Genomic DNA, 18,754 nt, shown 5'->3' with positions numbered 1-18,754 from the left:
ACCGATTCATGATCGAAACGCAACGGGTCCGCCGCCGGACGGCGAGCAAGACTGTAGCAAGATTGCTCCCATTTTAAGGCCGCGGCTTTCGCGGCGCACTTCGTTCCATAACTTCCCCCGCATGATCCTCCGCCTTCGTCTCTGTAAGGTCAAGGGAAACGTCAACCTTCGGTGGAACCGCGGTGCTGCAAATTGATGCTCCGCAGCAAGAATGGCGCTCATGTTGCGGACCAGCAAAGCAAAATCTCCTTCAAAAACTTCTATTCGCTTCACTCTTGAGCAAGCTCTTTTCTCTTTTGGGCAAGTTTCCCGGTCGAGAAGTGGATATTCAATGATGCCGAAAACGAATACTGGGCCGCGTGCTGCGGAACCTCAGTTGAACCCGGGAGGAAAGACGATGCGAAGAGTGCTACTCGCAACATGTCTGACGTCAGTCGCGGCGCTTGCCGCGGGTGGCGCGTGGGCCAGCGAAGAGCTGGTCAAGATGTCGGCCAACCCGAAGGACTGGGTGATGCCGGCGGGAGACTACGCCAATACGCGTTACTCCAAGCTCAATCAGATCAACGCTCAGAACGTCGGCAAGCTGCAGGTCGCGTGGACCTTCTCCACCGGCGTGCTGCGCGGCCACGAAGGCGGACCGCTCATCATCGGCAACTTGATGTATGTGCATACGCCGTTCCCGAACAAGGTGTATGCGCTCGATCTCGCGCAGGACAACAAGATCGTCTGGAAGTACGAGCCCAAGCAGGATCCGAACGTCATTCCGGTGATGTGCTGCGACACCGTCAACCGCGGCGTCGCCTATGGGGACGGCAAGATCTTCCTGCATCAGGCCGACGACAAGCTGGTGGCGATCGACGCCAAGACCGGCCAGCACGTCTGGACCGCCGTCAATGGCGATCCGAGCAAGGGACAGACCGGAACCTCGGCTCCGCTCGTGGTGAAGGACAAGGTGTTGGTCGGCACGTCCGGCGGCGAGTTCGGCGTCCAGTGCAGCATGACCGCTTACGATATCAAGAGCGGCAAGCAGGTCTGGAAGGCGTACTCCGAAGGTCCGGATGACCAGATCCTGTTCGACGCCAACACCACGGCGCTCGGCAAGCCGGTCGGCAAGGACTCGAGCCTGAAGACCTGGCAAGGCGATCAGTGGAAGACCGGCGGCGGCTGCACCTGGGGCTGGATCTCCTACGATCCGCAGCTCGACATGGTCTATTACGGGTCGGGCAATCCCTCGACCTGGAATCCGAAGCAGCGTCCCGGCGACAACAAGTGGTCGATGACAATCTTCGCCCGCCATGCCGACACCGGCGTCGCGAAGTGGGTCTATCAGATGACGCCCCACGACGAGTGGGACTATGACGGCGTCAACGAGATGATCCTGTCCGACCAGTCCATCAACGGCCAACCGCGCAAGCTGCTCACGCACTTCGATCGTAACGGCCTCGGCTATACGCTCGACCGTGCCACGGGCGAGTTGCTCGTTGCCGAGAAGTTCGACCCGAAGGTGAACTGGACCACCGGCGTCGACATGGACAAGAACTCTGCGACCTACGGCCGTCCCAAGGTCGTCGATCAGTACTCGACCGACAAGCAGGGTGAGGACGTCAACACCAAGGGCATCTGCCCGGCGGCGCTGGGCACCAAGGACGAGCAGCCGGCGGCCTACTCGCCGGACACGCAACTGTTCTACGTGCCCACCAACCATGTCTGCATGGACTACGAGCCCTTCAAGGTGAGCTACACCGCAGGTCAGCCCTATGTCGGCGCAACCCTGTCGATGTATCCGCCGGCGGGTGAGACCCATATGGGCAACTTCATCGCCTGGGACGGCAAGACCGGCAAGATCGCCTGGTCGAACAAGGAGCCGTTCTCGGTGTGGTCGGGTGCGCTCGCGACGGCCGGCGGCGTGGTGTTCTACGGAACGCTCGAAGGCTACCTCAAGGCGGTCGATGCCAAGACGGGCAAGGAGCTCTACAAGTTCAAGACCCCGTCCGGCATCATCGGCAACGTCACGACCTACGAGGCGAACGGCAAGCAGTACGTCGCCGTCCTCTCGGGTGTCGGTGGCTGGGCCGGCATTGGTCTCGCGGCGGGTCTGACCGATCCGACTGCCGGTCTCGGTGCCGTCGGCGGCTATGCCGCGCTGAGCAACTACACCGCTCTCGGCGGCGCGCTCACCGTGTTCTCGCTGCCGCAGTAAGCCAGGTACCTGCCTCCGGCGCATGGATCTCGTCCATGCGCCGGTTCGCCTGTTCCAAAAAATTATGGGAAAACGCCCTTGCGTAGAATCTGGTTTGCGGTCGCCACGGCTCTGTTCCTGGCAACCGGCGGGATGACTGTCGCCGAAAATGCCTGGGCGGAAAGTCCGGGAGATCCTGCGGCCGTCAAGTCCGAGGACGGGAAGTACTTCGATAAGGATGGCAATCCGACCTACAAGGTGGGCGCCGACGGATCGGTCGACTGGTACACCTACTCCGGATACCGCCGCTATCATTCCGAATGCCACGTCTGCCACGGGCCCGACGGCATGGGATCGACTTATGCGCCTGCGCTGAAGGACTCGGTCAAGACCATGAGCTACGGCGATTTCATCGGTGTCATCGCCAGCGGCCGCAAGAATGTCAGCACGTCCCAGGAGAACGTCATGCCGGCTTTCGGCGACAATCCGAACGTGGCCTGCTACATGGACGACCTCTACATCTACCTGCGTGCCCGCGGCAATGACGCGGTAGGACGCGTTCGCCCGGCCAAGCACGAGGACAAACCGCCAGCCTATACGGAAGCGGAGAACTCCTGCATGGGCAAGAAATGACTGACGACGGGGACCGCGGCTGAACAGTTTCCCTGGGCAGCGTCGCGGGCTCAAGAGAATGAAAGAGGAGTTTGAGACATGAAGACGCGCGCCGCGGTCGCTTTCGAAGCCAAGAAGCCGCTGGAGATCGTCGAGGTCGACCTCGAAGGGCCGAAGGCCGGCGAGGTACTGGTCGAGATCAAGGCCACCGGCATCTGCCACACCGATGCCTACACGCTCGACGGTTTCGACAGCGAGGGCATCTTCCCCTCGATCCTCGGCCATGAGGGCGCCGGCATCGTGCGCGAGGTCGGCCCGGGCGTGACCTCGGTCAAGCCCGGCGACCACGTCATTCCGCTCTACACACCGGAATGCCGCCAGTGCAAGAGCTGCCTCAGCCGCAAGACCAATCTCTGCACCGCGATCCGCGCCACGCAGGGCAAGGGCCTGATGCCCGACGGCACGTCGCGCTTCAGCTACAAGGGCCAGGCCATCTACCACTACATGGGCTGCTCGACCTTCTCCAACTTCACCGTGTTGCCGGAGATCGCGGTCGCCAAGATCCGCGAGGACGCGCCCTTCGACAAGAGCTGCTATATCGGCTGCGGTGTCACCACCGGCGTCGGCGCGGTCGTCAACACGGCCAAGGTCACGCCCGGCTCGAACGTCGTGGTGTTCGGCCTCGGCGGCATCGGGCTCAATGTCATTCAGGGCGCCAGGATGGCGGGGGCCGACAAGATCATCGGCGTTGACCTCAATGACAGCAAGGAGGAATGGGGCCGCCGCTTCGGCATGACCCATTTCGTCAACCCGAAGAAGGTGACCGGCGACATCGTCCAGCACCTGGTCGCGCTGACCGACGGCGGTGCCGACTACACCTTCGACTGCACCGGCAATACCACGGTGATGCGCCAGGCGCTGGAAGCCTGCCATCGCGGCTGGGGCGAATCGATCATCATCGGTGTCGCCGAGGCCGGCAAGGAGATCGCGACCCGCCCATTCCAGCTCGTCACCGGACGCGTCTGGAAGGGCACGGCGTTCGGCGGCGCGCGCGGGCGCACCGACGTTCCCAAGATCGTCGACTGGTACATGAACGGGAAGATCGAAATCGACCCGATGATCACCCACACGCTCAAGCTCGAAGACATCAACAAGGGCTTCGACCTGATGCATGAGGGCAAATCGATCCGTTCCGTCGTCGTGTTCTGACCCCAAGCACGCAAAACTGAGGAGGATTGCGCCATGACTGTCCACATCCATCCGTCCGTCGATAACGGCGTCAAACAGGGAAGCGGCCATTTCGCCGGCGGCACGCTGGTCTGCAAATGCCACGACCGGCCGGTCAAGGTCGGCATCAAGGGCGATGTCGCGCATAACCACGCGTGCGGCTGCACCAAATGCTGGAAGCCCTCCGGCGCGACCTTCTCGGTCGTTGCCGTGGTGCCGCGGCAGAACGTCACGGTGCTGGAGAACGGCGACAAGCTCAAGATCGTCGATCCCTCCGCCGTCATCCAGCGCTATGCCTGCACCGGCTGCGGCACGCATATGTATGGCCGCATCGAGAACACGGGCCACCCGTTCTACGGCCTCGACTTCATTCACCCCGAGCTGTTCCAGGAGCAGGGTTCGGCCGCGCCGGGCTTTGCGGCCTTCGTCTCCTCGGTGATCGAGTCGGGCGTGAAGCCGGAACAGATGGGCGAGATTCGGGCGCGATTGAAGGAGCTGGGGCTCGAGCCCTATGACTGCCTGTCGCCGGCCCTGATGGATGCGATTGCCACCCACGTGGCGAAAGCAAAGGCGGCCTGACGGCCGCCACGGACCAAGCGTACAACTGAAGCGTTCCTTCCTGAAGACTTGGTGCCTCGCCTGCCCCACGCTGGCGAGGCATTCTTTTTGTCGCCGTTTTGGTCAGGCGGCCGCCATCGTCGTCGGCGCATCGCCCATTGTTCCGCATTTGCATTGCAGCGGGCTGCACGCGCAGCGCTTGTCTGCTCTGACAACACACGCGCCTGTGTAGACCGATGCCTGTCCCGGTCTGCTATCATCAATCGTCTTCCGACAACTCTCAATTGATCCGGCGCGTGCACGTAAGGACATGTGGTCCCGCGCGCGTCCACCAACGATCAGAACCAGCGACCATTGGTCCGACAGAGCGAGGGCGAACATGATCAAGGTGAAAATCAACGGACAGGAGCAGAGCTGGGATGGCGATCCGAGCCTGCCGCTGCTGTGGTATCTGCGCGACGAGCTGGGTTTGACCGGAACGAAATACGGGTGCGGCGCAGCGCTGTGCGGCGCCTGCACCGTGATGGTCGACAAGGAAGCGGCGCGCGCCTGCATCACCGCAGTATCGGATGTCGCGGGACGGGAGGTCACCACCATCGAAGGTCTGCATCCGACCGGAGATCATCCGGTGCAGAAGGCATGGCGGCAGGTCAACGTGCCGCAATGCGGCTTCTGCCAGGCCGGGCAGATCATGCAAGCGGCCGCACTCTTGAACGAGAATCCCAAACCGTCGCATGACCAGATCAGGGATGCGATGGCCGGCAACATCTGCCGCTGCGGCTGCTATCAGCGCATCGAGAATGCGATCCATCTGGCCTCGACGGGGGTGTGATCATGAACATCATCGCAAATCCCGACATCGCAAAGTCTGCTTCTCGCCGCGGCTTCGAGCGGCATCTCAAGGTCGAGAACGTCTCGCGCCGTACCATCCTGCAGACGCTGGGCCTCGCCGGCGGGTTCGTGCTCGCGGCTCCCTTGCTGTCGCGCCCGGCGTTTGCCGCCTATGAAACCGGCGCCGGCAAGATGCCGCACGGCACCGTGGTCGATCCCAAGGTTTTCGTTTCGATCGCCCCCGACGGCATCGTGTCGATCCTCGCCCACCGCTCCGAGATGGGCACGGGCGTGCGTACCAGCCTGCCGCTGATCGTGGCGGAGGAGATGGAGGCCGACTGGTCGCGCGTGCGCGTCGTGCAGGCCCCCGGCGACGAGGTGAAGTTCGGCAACCAGGATACCGACGGTTCGCGCAGCACGCGGCACTATCTGCTGCCGATGCGACAGATCGGCGCCATGGCGCGGGCGATGCTCGAAGCCGCGGCGGCCAAGCGCCTCGGCGTGCCGCCGAGCGAGGTGAAAGCCGTCAATCATGAGGTCGTGCACAGCGCCAGCGGCCGCCGCCTCGGCTTCGGCGAGCTCGCGGCCGATGCCGCCAGTCTGCCGGTGCCTGCGGTTGACACCGTGCAACTGAAATCGCCGAAGGACTTCCGCTATCTCGGCAAGGGTCAGGTCAGCATCGTCGATCTGCACGACATCACCGTCGGCAAGGCGCGCTACGGCGCCGATGTCCGCCTGCCCGGCATGAAATACGCGGTCATCGCCCGGCCGCCGGTGACCGGCGGCAAGGTCAAGTCGTTCGATCCGGCCGAGGCACTGAAGGTGCCCGGCGTCGAGCAGGTGATCGAGGTCAAGGGCTGGCCCTGGCCATCGAAGTTCCAGCCGCTTGGCGGCGTCGCGGTGATCGCGCGCAACACCGGCGCCGCGATCAAGGGCCGCGACGTGCTCAAGGTCGAGTGGGACGACGGCGCCAATGCGAGCTACGACTCTGTCGCCTATCGGGCCGAGCTCGAGGCCGCCGCGCGCCAGCCGGGCCTCGTCGTACGCGAGGAAGGCGACGTCGAGGCCGCGCTGAAGTCGGCCGACAAGGTGATCACCGGCGAGTACTACCTGCCGCATTTCGCCCATGCCAGCATGGAGCCGCCGGTCGCGGTCGCCGACGTCAAGGGCGACAAGGCCGAGATCTGGGCGCCTGTGCAGAGCCCCGGCGGCACGCACGAGGATGTCGCCAAGACGCTGCAGATCCCGCCGGAGAACGTCACCGTCAACGTCACCCTGCTCGGCGGCGGGTTCGGGCGGAAGTCAAAATGCGACTTCGCGCTCGAGGCTGCCCTGCTGTCGAAGACGCTGGGCGCACCGGTCAAGGTGCAGTGGACACGCGATGACGACCTCCATCACGATTTCCTGCACACCGTGTCGGTGGAGCGCATCGAAGCCGGGCTCGACAAGAGCGGCAAGGTGGTGGCCTGGCGCCACCGCAGCGTCGCGCCGACCATCCTGTCGACCTTCGCGGCGGGCGCCGATCATGCCGCGCCGTTCGAGCTCGGCATGGGCCTCGTCGACATGCCGTTCGAGATCGCCAACATCCAATGTGAGAATCCCGCCGCCAAGGCGATGACCCGCATCGGCTGGTTCCGCTCGGTCTCCAACATCCCGCGCGCCTTCGCCGTGCAATCGATGGTCGGCGAGATTGCCCATGCCACCGGCCGCGACCAGAAGGACACGCTGCTCGATCTGATCGGCACTCCGCGCGTCCTGAAGCTCGCCTCGGTGAAGGATCTCTGGAACTACGGCGAGCCCTACGAGAGCTATCCGATCGACACCGGCCGGCTGCGCCGCGTCGTCGAGTTCGTGGCCGAGAAGGGCAATTGGGGCCGCTCGGTGCCCAAGGGCCACGGCCTCGGCATCGCCGCGCATCGCAGCTTCGTCAGCTACATCGCCACCATCGTGGAGGTGTCGGTCGACGACAAGGGCAAGCTCGTGGTGCATCAGGTCGACACCGCGATCGACTGCGGCACCTTCGTCAACCCCGAGCGCATCGCCTCGCAGCTCGAAGGCGCCGCGATCATGGGGCTGAGCCTCGCCAAATATGGCGAGATCAGCTTCAAGAATGGCCGGGTGCAGCAGCGCAACTTCGACGACCATCCGGTGGTCCGAATCGACGAGGCGCCGCTGGTCACCAACGTGCACATCGTGCCCGTTGATGCCGACACGCCGCCGAGCGGCGTCGGAGAGCCGGGCGTGCCGCCATTCGCGCCGGCGCTCGCCAACGCGATCTTTGCCGCAACGGGCAAGCGCCTGCGCGCATTGCCGATCGGCAATCAGCTCGCGACCTGAGCTTGCAGCAATCAGCAGATCATCGGCCGGAGCGATCCGGCCGATGATCACGCCAGAAGAAGCAGGATCAGTCAGCGCCCGTAGCGCACCGAGGCATAGCGGCCGATCACGGCGGACGGCGAGGTTTGCATCACCGCGCTCGAGACCGGCGTCACCGGCACCTTCCGCCTCACCGTGCGCAAGGACATGGACATCACCTGGCCGTTCGCCGAGAACGCCACCCACCTGATGTCGATCGGCCTCGGCGAGGATCTCGATGACGCCGCCAAGCAGGCGGTGCGCGAGATGGTCAAGCACGTCTGCGCCCGCACCAACCTGTCGCGCAACCAGGCCTACATGCTGTGCTCGCTGGCCGGCAATCTGCGCGTCACCCAGCTGGTCGACGGCAACAAGGGCATCCACATGCTGCTGCCGAAATCCTATCTGTAGGCCCTCCTCTACCGGTTCACGAAGCGGTCGCGCGCGGTCAGCACGACCTGGCCGTTGGCATCGACCGCCTGGAAGGTGACATCGGCATCCACAGACTCGGGCATGGTCAGCGTCACCCGCAGCGCCTCCGAGCCGTCCGGCTCGACCTCGATCGCATCCGCCGCCGCATGGCCGACGATGGCGAGCGCCGCATCGATGCCGCTGATGCCGAGCCTGAAGCTCTGCACGGCGGACGACTTGTTGAGCAGCTTCACCGTGTAGCCGTTGCGCACCGAGCCATCCGACAGCCGCACCGACATCGGATCGCGATCATGCTGCACCGACAGCACGGCGGTCGTCTTCGTGACGAACGACACAGCGATCACGCCGGCCACAGCGACGCAGGCGAGCGCGAGCCCGATCGTCTTCGGCCGCACCAGCCGTGAGACACGTGGCTCGCCGACACGCCCACGCTCGATGTTGCGCCAGCTCTCGTAGTCGATCAGGCCGCGCGGACGGTCGAGCTTGGCCATCACGCCGTCGCAGGCATCGACGCAGAGGCCGCAATTGATGCAGGCGAAGCTCGGCCCCTGGCGGATGTCGATGCCGATCGGGCAGACGGCGACGCAGGCGCCGCAATCGACGCAATCGCCGGCCGGCAGCCCCTGCGACCGCGCCTCGGCGGCCTTCTTCGCCGACATCCGGGTCTCGCCGCGATAATCGCGATAGTTCACCGTGAAGGCTTCCGGATCCCAGATCGCGCCTTGAAGACGCGGCCACGGGCACATGAAGGTGCAGACCTGCTCGCGCGCGAAACCGGCGAGGCCATAGGTCGTGCCGGCGAACACCAAGGTCCAGGTCAGCGCTGTCGCCGACATCTCGCCATGCAGGACATCGCGCACCAGCTCCGGCGCATCGGTGAAGTAGAAGATCAAGGTGCCGCCGGTGCCGAGCGCGATCGCCATCCACAGCGCGTGCTTGGTGGCGATCTGTGCGATCCGCCGCGCCGTCAGCGGCGCGCCGACGTTCTTCAGCCGCTGCCGGCGGTCGCCCTCGACGAGGCGCTCGACCAGCAGGAAAAGGTCGGTCCACACCGTCTGCGGACAGGCGAAGCCGCACCACAGGCGGCCGGCCAGCGCGTTGACCAGGACGAGGATGAACGTCGCCAGCAGCATCGCCGCGGTGATGAGATAGAGATCCTGCGGCCAGATCTCGGCGGGGCCAAGATAGAGCTTTCCGTGGGCGAAATCGAGCAGCACGGCCTGGCCTGGCGCATTCGGCCCGCGGTTCCAGCGCACGAACGGCGTGATGTAGTAGACGGCGAGCGTCAGAACGAGAATCAGCCATTTCAGCCGCCGGATTGGCCCCTTGACGCCCTGCGGAACCACCGGGCCGCCAGCGCTGCGCAACGACCGTGCCGGGCCGCGGGCCTGACCCTGGCCCCTGCTTGGGCCCTGGCCCTGCGCCATGCGCCGCGTCTTGGCGTGATCGATCTCGATGGTGATGGCCACGGCTGCCCTCGTTCGCTCGGCTGATGCAGGGCAACGATAGGCGGCGGTGCCCGGCGGCTCTTTGTCGGGCCACAAACTTGCGAACGGCTGGCAGCGCCTGTTTGCGCGGGAACAACGATAGTTCCCGTCCGACAGGCGATGAGAGGCGCGGCGCCGCGAGCGCCACGGCGTCAGTCGCAGCATCCGGAGGGATGGCTGCGGCTGCCGCGCTTGTTGGATAGCGCGCGTAGCGACGCTCGCTGCTCGTCTCTCCCCGCGCGCGGGGAGAAGGCGCGTACCGGCATTGCGGCGGCGACGTCCGTTCCGATCGGCAGCGTCAACGTGCTGCACACGACGTGTGGTCCAGCCCCTCTCTCAAACGATCTTGATCGACATGTCCGGCAGGCCCTCGAGCTTGCACAAGAGCACGTCGCCCTTGACGACCGGGCCGACATTCTCCGGCGTGCCGGAATAGATGATGTCGCCGGCCTTCAGCTCGAACGCCTCGGACAGTTTCGCGATCTGCTCGGCGACGCTCCAGATCATCTTGGTGAGGTCGGAGTTCTGCCGGACCGTGCCGTTGACCGCGAGCGAGATCGCGCCCTTGGTGAAGTGGCCGACCTTCGCCACCGGATGGATCGGGCCGAGCACGGCGGCATGATCGAAACTCTTGCCGATCTCCCATGGCTTCTTCTCGGCGGCCATGCCGTTCTGCAGGTCACGGCGGGTCATGTCGAGGCCGAGCGCGTAGCCATAGACATGATCGAGCGCGGACTCGGCGGGAATGTTGGTGCCGCCGGATTTCAGCGCCGCGACCAGTTCGACCTCGTGATGATAGTTCTTGGTCAGCGACGGATAAGGATGATCGGCGACCTCGCCGATCGCGACGTTCTGGATCGCGTCGGTCGGCTTCTGGAAGAAGAACGGCGGCTCGCGGTTCGGATCGGAGCCGCGCTCGATGGCATGCGCCGCGTAGTTGCGCCCGATGCAGTAGATGCGGCGGACGGGGAACACGCCCTGCTCGCCGGCGATCGGAATGGTGGTCGCCGGCACGGCGAAGATCGGCTTCGGCCCGGCCTGTGCAGCGGCAGGGTAGGTGTCCGTCATGATCGCAGCCGCTGCCGCGGCGCTGCCGGCGACGAGGAGATCGCGGCGTGAGGTGTCTGCCATGGGGTTCCTCCTGGATCAGCCGTTGCGGCCGGCTGATTTGTTGGTGGTGGCGCGCCAGCATCGGCGCCCCGCTCAACTGATAAGCATATCCAGTATGCCAGCGCCACCATGCGCGCACGCGCCGTCGCCCTCGCAGCGCAACACGCGCCCGAAGCGATGCTCGAGACCCTCGCCGGAAACGCGAGGGCGCAGGGAAGGCCGGACCTCGACTGAGGCCCGTGGCCCGCCTGCGGAAAAATGCAGGCGGCAGGAACCACAGGTTCAGCCGGACAGACCCGGCCTTCCCTGCGCGATGGGTGAACGTCTGCTCCGAGCTCTCCCCGGGGACCGGCTTGTTTGCCCCCGTCACCTGCGCAACCCGTCAGGTCGGCATCAGGCTTGGCGCCAGCATCGGGGCGCCAGGACCACACGGCTTGAACGTCCGCGAGCTGACAGTCGTCTTGCGCAAAAGCGCCTGACAGACCCGCGGCCACCGCTCCCCGCCTCAACGTATCGTGACGACGCGTACGCCCCTCTGCATGAGGCGGGATGGAGGGAGGAGAGCACATCTTCCGATAAAACGAAAGTTGGAAATTTTTACGCCGAGATCTGGACAGAGGCGATCGCGCTGAGCGCGCTGCGGAATTTTCGTTTTCGGCGCAGGCACGATCTGGATCATGAGAGGGGTTGCGGGGCGGCGCATCTTGTCGCGCCCGAGCCCGAGTCGCCCGACGGGCATGCACCGCCATCGGCACGCGCGTAGCCCGGATGAGCGCAGCGACATCCGCGGGTCCCCTACGCCTCGTGCGATCCCGGATATCGCTGCGCTCATCCGGGCGACGCTAAAGTCGGGCGTCGAAGGACGACCGCAGGCGGGCAGCCGGCACGTGATCTGCCGGACCTTCGCTCGCGTTTCCTCGTTATTCAAACCTGACGGCGCAACCGCGATGACCGAGCCGACACCACCGAGGAGACGCCGCATGCTGATCTGGCTCGCAGGCGCCACCGTGCTTGTCCTCGCCGGCGCCGCCATTGCCGCAGGGCCGCTCATGAGCCGGGTCGAACATCCCAGATACGACGTCGTTTCGCGCGATGGCGACTTCGAAATCCGCGCCTATGCACCGATGATCATCGCGCAGGCCGAGGTGCAGGGCGCGCGCAAGCCGGCGATCGAGGAAGGCTTTCGCATCATCGCCGGCTACATTTTCGGCGCCAACCGTGCGAAAGCCAAGATCGCGATGACGGCACCGGTGCAGCAGCAGGCCAGCGCCACCATCGCGCCCGCCGATGGCGTCGCCAGCGACCGCTGGAGCATCAGCTTCGTGATGCCCTCGAACTGGTCGCTCGACACTCTGCCGCCGCCGGCCGATGCCCGGATCAAGCTGACGGCCCAGTCTGCGCAGCGCATGGTCGCGATCACCTTTTCGGGCTCCACCTCCGACGGCATCATCGCTGACAAGACTCGCCAACTGCGCGACTACGCGCAGCGCAAGGGGCTGACCGTCACCGGATCGCCGCTGCTCGCGTTCTACAATCCGCCCTGGACCCTGCCGATGCTGCGGCGGAACGAGGTCATGCTGGCGTGTAGTTGCTAAAGCGAGATGAGAGAGAGCGGCCTGATTTTGTAGTTAAGGTCGGCTCGCAACTGTCACCACGACGCGCAACGAGCTCCCTCTCTGGCTTTGCCGAGCCCTCTCCTCGGTCATTCCGGGGCGCGCGCAGCGCGAACCCGGAATCCATCCTTCAGCACGTCGCGCGGCTCGATGGATTCCGGGCTCGTCGCGCTGGCGCGCGCCGCCCCGGAATGACGCGAAGATCAAACGCGCCAGAACCCATGTCGTGACTTCAATCGGAGATTAGCCGCCTCACCCCTCGATGATCGCCACCGCCCGCGTCCATCCGGCCGAGGCGCGCTCGATCTTGACCGGGAAACACGACACCATGAACCCCGTCGACGGCAGTTGCTCCAGATTGTGCAGCTTCTCAAGATGGCAATAGCCGATGTGGCGTCCGGCCTTGTGGCCTTCCCAGATCAGCGCGGCATCGTGGGTCTCGGCGTATCTCTGCGCGGTGAACACGAACGGCGCGTCCCAGCTCCAGCCGTCGGTGCCGGTCAGGCGCACGCCGCGCTCGAGCAGATACATCGTCGCCTCATAGCCCATGCCGCAGCCCGAATTGACGTAGTTGGCCTGGCCGAAGCGCGCGCCGGCCGAGGTATTGACCACGACGATCTCGAGCGGCGACAGCGTGTGGCCGATGCGCTTGAGCTCATCCTCGACATCCCTCGCGGTCACCACATAGCCGTCCGGGAAACGACGGAAGTCGAGCTTCACGCCCGGCTGCAAACACCACTCCAGCGGCACCTCGTCGATGGTCCAGGCGCGCTCGCCGCGATTCATCGTCGGATGAAAATGCCAGGGCGCATCGAGATGCGTGCCGTTGTGGGTCGAAAGATTCACCTGCTCGACCGCCCAGCCCTGCCCGTCCGGCAGATCCTCGGCTTTCAGCCCGTCGAAGAACTGCAGCATGCGCGGCAGGCCCTGCTGATGGTCGATATAGGTGATGGTCGGATGATTGCCGGGCGGATCGGCGGGCACGTCGTTCTGCAAGGGCACGGAGATGTCGATCAGTCTGCGGGCCATGGGCGGTCCTCTCGCTTTGTCGTTATTGGTTGTTGTCGTCGGCAGCAGGATCAGACGTCCTGCCGCTCGACCTTGTTCTTCAGGATGCCGATCTTCTCGACCTCGAGCTCGATCACGTCGCCATGTTCGAGATACCAGCCGAGCTCGAGACCGCAGCCGTTGCCGACGGTGCCCGAGCCGATGAACTCGCCGGGCATCAGGGTCTCGTCCTTGCTGATATAGGCGATCAGCTCCTCGAACGAAAATAGCATGCCCTCGCTGACGCCACGCGAGCGGACCTCGCCGTTGACCCGCGCCTCCATCTTCAGGCGATAGGGATCGCCGATCTCGTCGGGGGTCACGATCCACGGCCCCATCACGTTGCCGCCGTCAAAGCTCTTGCCTTTGGAGGGGCCGAGCCGGCCGTCCATCTCGATGCGCTGCGTGTCGCGCGCGGAGAAGTCGTTGAAGATCGTGAAGCCGAAGATGTGATCGCGCGCCTTCGCGGCCGGAATATCCTTGCCTTTGCCCCTGGTGATGATGCCGAACTCCAGCTCATAGTCCATCACCTTGCTGTAGCGCGGCCATTTCACCGTCGTGTTCGGGCCACGCACGCTGAAGCGGTTGGTGATGTAGAAGATCGGGACCTTGCGATAGACCTCGGGCAATTCGCCGAGCGGCTCGGCATCGATGCGCGCGAGCTCCTGCGCGTCGCCGCGCTGCCGCGCCGCGAGCTTTCGCTGGCCGCGCGGCGCCTGCAGGATGTGCAGCGGAAACGACATGCCGTCGCGCATCTGCCGCGGCTCCGGCACCGGGGCCAGCAGCTCGGTGCCGCCGACGTCGCGCGAGAGGCTTTCGTCGCTGCCATGGCGCTCGACCAGCGCGCGTGCTGCGTCGAGCGCGGCTTCGCCGGCATCGATCAACGACAGCATCGAGCCGAACGCCGGATTGCTCTTGCCAGCACGATCGGCGGCCGCGGTGAGGTCGAAAAGCTTGGAATCGCCGCCATGGACGACGCCGATCCGCTCCCCGCCTTCCGCCCGAAATGTCGCAAGTTTCACGCTGGCCTCCCCTTGTGTTCTGTCTAAAAATATACAAACATATAAAATATCGATAAACAAGAGGCATCCGAGAGACGGGCGCCCGGGGAGGAGTCAAGGATGCGTCATCGGATCATCAGTGCTGCGCTCGGATCGGTGCTGGCCACGCTTGTGCTCACATCTGCGACACGCGCGGAGAAGATCCAGATCGGCTGCACCGCCACCTCGGACTGCGCCTCGGCGATGGTCGCGGTCGATGAGGGTCTCTTCAAGAAGCACGGGCTCGACGCAGAGATGGTGCTGATCGGGATCAACTCGAACATCCCCGCCGCCATCCTCTCCAACTCGATCCAGATCGGCGGGCCGACATCGACCGTGTTCCTCCAGGCCGCCGACGGTGGGCTCGACCTCGTCGCGGTCTCCGGCGCCTCGATCATGAACAAGACCTCGAACGATGCGGTCGCCGCCTTCGTGCGCAACGGCATCACCATCACTGGGCCGCAGGACTTCAAGGGCAAGAAGGTCGGCGCCCCCGGCATCGGCGCCTTCCTGCACGTGCTGTTCGTGAAATGGCTGGTCGAGAAGGGCGTCGATCCACGAAGCGTCAACTTCGTCGAGGTGACGTTTCCGACTATGGCCGACACCATCAAGTCGGGCGGCGTCGATGCGGTGCTGACGGCCGAACCGTTCGTGACGCGCATGACCAATGCCAGCCTCGGCACGGTCGGCGCGCGCTACGCCGCCGAACTCGCCCGCACCGAGCCGATCATCTTCTATGCGGCCTCGCGCGAATGGGCCGAGAAGAACCCGGAGACGGTGAAGAAATTCCGCGCCGCCATCGCGGAGGCCGCCCCAATCGTGAACAATGATCGTGAGAAGGCCTCGGCCGCCATCGCCAAATTCACCAAGCAGCCGCTGGAGTTGGTCAAGCTGACGGCGCCGAACTACGCCGAGCCGGTGCTGAAGCCCGAGCAGCTGGCGTGGTGGATCGACGTGATGTCGGCGCAGAAGATGTTGCAGAGCAAGCTCGATCTCAAGACATTGATCCTCAACTGATGACGGCAACGAACCCGATCCTGCAGACTGAGCCGACGAGCGGCGACACGCTCAGCGAGCGCGCCGCCGCCCTGATCGAGCGCGACATCGTCGCCGGCATTCTGGCCCCCGGCTCGCGTCTGGGGATCGTCGAGCTTGCCAAGCGCTACGAGATCGGGCCGACGCCGCTGCGCGAGGGGCTGTCGCGGCTGGTGTCGCGCGGCCTGATCGTCGGCATCGGCCAGCGCGGTTTTCGCGTCGCCGAGGTCAGCCGCGACGATCTCGTCGACATCACGCGCATGCGCACTGTCGTAGAGAAAGAGGCGCTGCGGCTGGCGATGCAGAGCGGCGACGACCAATGGGAGGCCGGCATCATCGCCGCGCTCCATCAGATGCGCCGCTACATCCAGCGCATGCAGAGCGAGTTCCGCGAAGGCGCGCCGGAGTTCGATCGCTTGCACAAGGCGTTTCACACCGCGCTGCTGGCGGCCTGCGGATCACGGCGCCTGCTTGCCGCTCATTCGGATCTCTACGACCAGGCCTATCGCTACCGCCGCGTGATGATGCGCAGCTTCGAGGATGGCAGCGGATTCATCAAGGAGCACGAGACGCTCGCCGACCTCGTGCTCGCGCGCAATGCCGCCGCGGCCCAAGCGCGGCTTGAGGCACATCTGTGCTCGACCGTCGATATCGTCTATCCGCATCCGAAGGGAGCCTGAGATGGCAGAGCCTGCCCTCGCATTGGTGCAATCATCTCCCTCGCCTGCGCGCGCGCAGATCGCCTTCGACGATGTCGCGCTGGTGCTCGGCGGCAAGACGATCATCGACACGATCAGCCTGGAGGTCGCATCTGGCGAGATCCTGTGCGTGGTCGGCGCCTCCGGCTGCGGCAAGACCACGGCGCTGCGGCTGGCGGCCGGGCTGTACCAGCCGACCGGCGGCAGCGTGCGCTTCGAGGGCGAGGCGATGCGCGCGCCGCGGCGCGAGATCGCCGTCGTGTTCCAGGACTATGGCAAGGCGCTGCTGCCGTGGCGCACCGCCGCCGGCAACATCTCGCTGGCCTTGGAGACGATCGGAATGCCCTCCGCACAGCGCGAGGCGCGCATCGCCGAGTTGCTCGCCAAGGTCGGGCTCGCCGGCCATGCGGCCAAATATCCGACCGAGATGTCGGGCGGCATGCAGCAGCGGCTGCAGATCGCGCGCTGCCTCGCGCAGGATCCGAAGGTGCTGCTGATGGATGAGCCGTTCGGCGCGCTGGACGCGATGACGCGCCAGGGACTGCAGGACGAGATGCTGGCGCTGGTGGCGGCGACCGGCGCCACCGTCGTGTTCGTCACGCATGATCTCGAGGAGGCGATCTATCTCGGCGACCGCGTGGTCGGCCTGCTGCCGCATCCCGGCCGCGTCGGCCTGGAATTGAAGATCGGCCTGCCGCGGCCGCGCGACCAGTTGGCGACGCGCGAGCATCCGGAGTTCCTGCGGCTGCGGCGCGAGTTGTTCGACTTCATCAAGGCGAGCGAATGACGATGCCGGATCGCATCAAGCCCGCGCTGCTGCCGTTCGCGGCACTGCTCGTGTTCGAAGCCTGGATGCGGCTCGCCGGCGTGCAGAGCGACTCGCTGGCGCCGCCGAGCGCGATCGCGCTCGCCTTGCTGGGCGCGCTGACCGACGGCTCGCTGCTGGCGGCGACGCGCGACACGCTCGCCTCGGTGTTCGCCGGCCTCGCGCTCGGCGGCACCATCGGCCTCGTGCTGGGCATCGCGCTCGGCCTGTCGCCTATCTTCAACCGGCTGATGGAGGTCACGATCGAGGCGATCAGGCCCATTCCTTCAGTGGCGCTGCTGCCGATCGCGCTGATCGCGCTCGGCTTCGGCTATCGCATGGAGATCGCGATCGTCGCCTTTGCCTGCGTCTGGCCGGTGCTGATCGTGACGCGTGCCGCGGTGGGCGGCATCGAGCCGCGGCTGATCGAGGTGGCGCGCGTGCTGCGGCTGACGCAGCGCGATCGCATCAGGAAGATCGTCATCCCCGCCGCCCTGCCCCGCATCTTTCTGGCGTTCCGGCTCGCCGCCGGCATCGCGCTGATCGTCGCGGTCACGGTGGAGATCGCGATCAACCCGCTCGGCCTCGGCGCCGCCATCATGACCGCGCAGCAGGCGTTGCGGCCCGATCTGATGCTGGCCTATCTGGTATGGATCGGCGTGACCGGGTTTGCGCTCAATACCGCGCTGATGGCTGCACAACAAAGCTTGTTCGAGCGCGCGGCCGCGATGGGAGACCCCGCATGAAGTGGTCGGTCGCCGCCTGGCGCCTCGCCAGCTTCGCCGTCGCCGCCGGCATCATCGTGCTGTGGCAGTGCGCCGCCGATCAGCGGCTGATATCACCGGTGTTTCTTCCCAGCCCCGACCGCGCCTGGGCGGCGCTGCTGCGCGGCTTCACGAGCGGCGATCTCCTGACCAAGCTCACGGGCACCCTCACGCATATGGCCTATGGCTGGCTGCTCGCCTCCGCCGCCGGCATCGCGCTCGGCGCCATGATCGGCTCCTCGAAGGCGATGCGCATCTACGTCGCACCGACCCTGGAGCTGCTGCGGCCGCTGCCGGTCTCAGCGATCATTCCTGTCGCCATCGCCGTTCTTGGACTGAGCCAGGGCATGGCGCTGTTCGTGATCGCGTTCGGCTCGCTGTGGCCGCTGCTGCTCGGGACGATCCACGGCTTCGCCGCGGTCGAACCACGACTCTACGAAGTCGCGCGGGTGCTGCACATGTCGCGGCTCGCCGTGATCTTCAAGATCGCGCTGCCATCGGCGGCACCCGACATCCTCGCCGGCATGCGGCTGAGCCTCACGGTCGCGCTGATCCTCGCCGTCGTCTGCGAGATGCTCGCCGGTCTCGACGGCCTCGGCCAATGGGTGCTGCTGTCGGCGCGCTCGTTCCGCTCGGCGGATCTGTTTGCCGGCGTGATGCTGCTCGGAATCATCGGCTACACGACCGCGCTCGCGATGGGCGCGGCCGAGAGCCGGCTGCTGCGCTGGCAGCACGCGCGGCGCTGAGGCTCCGGTCGCACGCGCCCGGTCGGCGACGCGGCGTGGGGCGATCTCGATCTCACACTGTCGCGGAGATATCACCGGCTTGGAGGAGCGCGACTGGACCGAACGCCCATGGGGCCGATTGCGGGGGCCAGAGCACCACCCCACCCCCCTGAAAGAAAGAGGCCGCCGACACACGAAGTGCAGGCGGCCCAAGTCCAGGGAGGAAACGCCCCAAG

General features: G+C 65.5%; 16 protein-coding genes and 1 pseudogene. 13 read left to right on the top strand and 4 right to left on the bottom strand.

Features of this window, described 5'->3' with window-relative positions; translation table 11 throughout:
* Positions 1-397 precede the first annotated feature (397 nt).
* The 7 genes and pseudogenes from xoxF5 to QW887_RS22470 form a co-directional block, all read left to right on the top strand.
* Positions 398-2,200: a lanthanide-dependent methanol dehydrogenase XoxF5 gene (xoxF5, locus tag QW887_RS22500; RefSeq protein ID WP_316192880.1), complete on the top strand. Its 1,803-nt coding sequence runs from the start codon at positions 398-400 to the stop codon at positions 2,198-2,200.
* A gap of 132 nt (positions 2,201-2,332) precedes the next feature.
* Positions 2,333-2,812 carry a c-type cytochrome, methanol metabolism-related gene (locus tag QW887_RS22495; protein WP_315713645.1) on the top strand — a complete coding sequence of 160 codons (480 nt, stop codon included), beginning with the start codon at positions 2,333-2,335 and terminating at the stop codon, positions 2,810-2,812.
* A gap of 78 nt (positions 2,813-2,890) precedes the next feature.
* Positions 2,891-4,000, top strand: coding sequence for an S-(hydroxymethyl)glutathione dehydrogenase/class III alcohol dehydrogenase (locus QW887_RS22490; protein ID WP_315752806.1), 1,110 nt, complete (start codon positions 2,891-2,893; stop codon positions 3,998-4,000).
* Positions 4,001-4,033: 33 nt separating this feature from the next.
* A complete protein-coding gene (gene gfa / locus QW887_RS22485; RefSeq protein ID WP_315713222.1) occupies positions 4,034-4,597 on the top strand; it encodes an S-(hydroxymethyl)glutathione synthase in 564 nt (187 codons plus the stop codon).
* 358 nt (positions 4,598-4,955) lie between these two features.
* Entirely contained in the window at positions 4,956-5,408 is a 453-nt protein-coding gene (locus tag QW887_RS22480; protein WP_315713224.1) for a (2Fe-2S)-binding protein, read from the top strand.
* A gap of 2 nt (positions 5,409-5,410) precedes the next feature.
* The gene (locus QW887_RS22475) at positions 5,411-7,744 is read left to right on the top strand and encodes a xanthine dehydrogenase family protein molybdopterin-binding subunit (protein WP_316183912.1); all 2,334 of its coding nucleotides are present in this window, start codon (positions 5,411-5,413) and stop codon (positions 7,742-7,744) included.
* A 105-nt stretch (positions 7,745-7,849) separates the two neighbouring features.
* Positions 7,850-8,173: pseudogene (locus QW887_RS22470) on the top strand (amidase); the annotation flags it as partial.
* A gap of 8 nt (positions 8,174-8,181) precedes the next feature.
* On the opposite strand, the gene ccoG reads toward QW887_RS22470, so the two are convergent.
* Together ccoG and QW887_RS22460 are read right to left on the bottom strand one after the other, a co-directional pair.
* Positions 8,182-9,663: a cytochrome c oxidase accessory protein CcoG gene (ccoG, locus tag QW887_RS22465; RefSeq protein ID WP_316174183.1), complete on the bottom strand. Its 1,482-nt coding sequence runs from the start codon at positions 9,661-9,663 to the stop codon at positions 8,182-8,184.
* A 354-nt stretch (positions 9,664-10,017) separates the two neighbouring features.
* Complete coding sequence (locus QW887_RS22460) at positions 10,018-10,812, bottom strand: fumarylacetoacetate hydrolase family protein (RefSeq protein ID WP_315752802.1); 795 nt, start codon at positions 10,810-10,812, stop codon at positions 10,018-10,020.
* 959 nt (positions 10,813-11,771) lie between these two features.
* Here QW887_RS22460 and QW887_RS22455 point away from each other — a divergent pair.
* Complete coding sequence (locus tag QW887_RS22455) at positions 11,772-12,386, top strand: heme-binding protein (protein ID WP_315752801.1); 615 nt, start codon at positions 11,772-11,774, stop codon at positions 12,384-12,386.
* A 270-nt stretch (positions 12,387-12,656) separates the two neighbouring features.
* On the opposite strand, the gene QW887_RS22450 is transcribed toward QW887_RS22455, so the two are convergent.
* Positions 12,657-13,433, bottom strand: coding sequence for a cyclase family protein (locus tag QW887_RS22450; protein WP_315713232.1), 777 nt, complete (start codon positions 13,431-13,433; stop codon positions 12,657-12,659).
* A gap of 50 nt (positions 13,434-13,483) precedes the next feature.
* Positions 13,484-14,473, bottom strand: coding sequence for a fumarylacetoacetate hydrolase family protein (locus QW887_RS22445; RefSeq protein ID WP_315752800.1), 990 nt, complete (start codon positions 14,471-14,473; stop codon positions 13,484-13,486).
* Between the two features lie 99 nt (positions 14,474-14,572).
* Between QW887_RS22445 and QW887_RS22440 the strand changes: the two genes are divergently transcribed.
* From QW887_RS22440 to QW887_RS22420, 5 genes are read left to right on the top strand one after another with little or no spacing between them, the layout of a single operon-like run.
* The gene (locus QW887_RS22440; protein ID WP_315752799.1) at positions 14,573-15,508 is read left to right on the top strand and encodes an ABC transporter substrate-binding protein; all 936 of its coding nucleotides are present in this window, start codon (positions 14,573-14,575) and stop codon (positions 15,506-15,508) included.
* Positions 15,508-16,206: a GntR family transcriptional regulator gene (locus QW887_RS22435; RefSeq protein WP_315752798.1), complete on the top strand. Its 699-nt coding sequence runs from the start codon at positions 15,508-15,510 to the stop codon at positions 16,204-16,206. The genes QW887_RS22440 and QW887_RS22435 overlap by 1 nt, the downstream gene beginning before the upstream one ends.
* Before the next feature lies 1 nt (position 16,207).
* Positions 16,208-17,011 (top strand): ABC transporter ATP-binding protein, encoded by an 804-nt coding sequence (locus QW887_RS22430; protein WP_315752797.1) that lies wholly within the window; start codon positions 16,208-16,210, stop codon positions 17,009-17,011.
* On the top strand, positions 17,008-17,775 hold the full coding sequence (locus QW887_RS22425; protein WP_315752796.1) for an ABC transporter permease: 768 nt from the start codon (positions 17,008-17,010) through the stop codon (positions 17,773-17,775). The genes QW887_RS22430 and QW887_RS22425 overlap by 4 nt, the downstream gene beginning before the upstream one ends.
* Positions 17,772-18,539, top strand: a complete 768-nt coding sequence (locus QW887_RS22420) for an ABC transporter permease (protein ID WP_315752795.1) — start codon at positions 17,772-17,774, stop codon at positions 18,537-18,539. Before QW887_RS22425 ends, QW887_RS22420 begins: the two co-directional genes overlap by 4 nt.
* Positions 18,540-18,754: the final 215 nt, after the last annotated feature.

Origin of the sequence: Bradyrhizobium sp. SZCCHNRI3052 (assembly GCF_032484895.1) — a bacterium.
GTDB lineage: Bacteria > Pseudomonadota > Alphaproteobacteria > Rhizobiales > Xanthobacteraceae > Bradyrhizobium.
The sequence above is the reverse complement of the archived record's forward strand: the minus strand, read 5'-3'. Positions and strand labels throughout refer to the sequence as shown.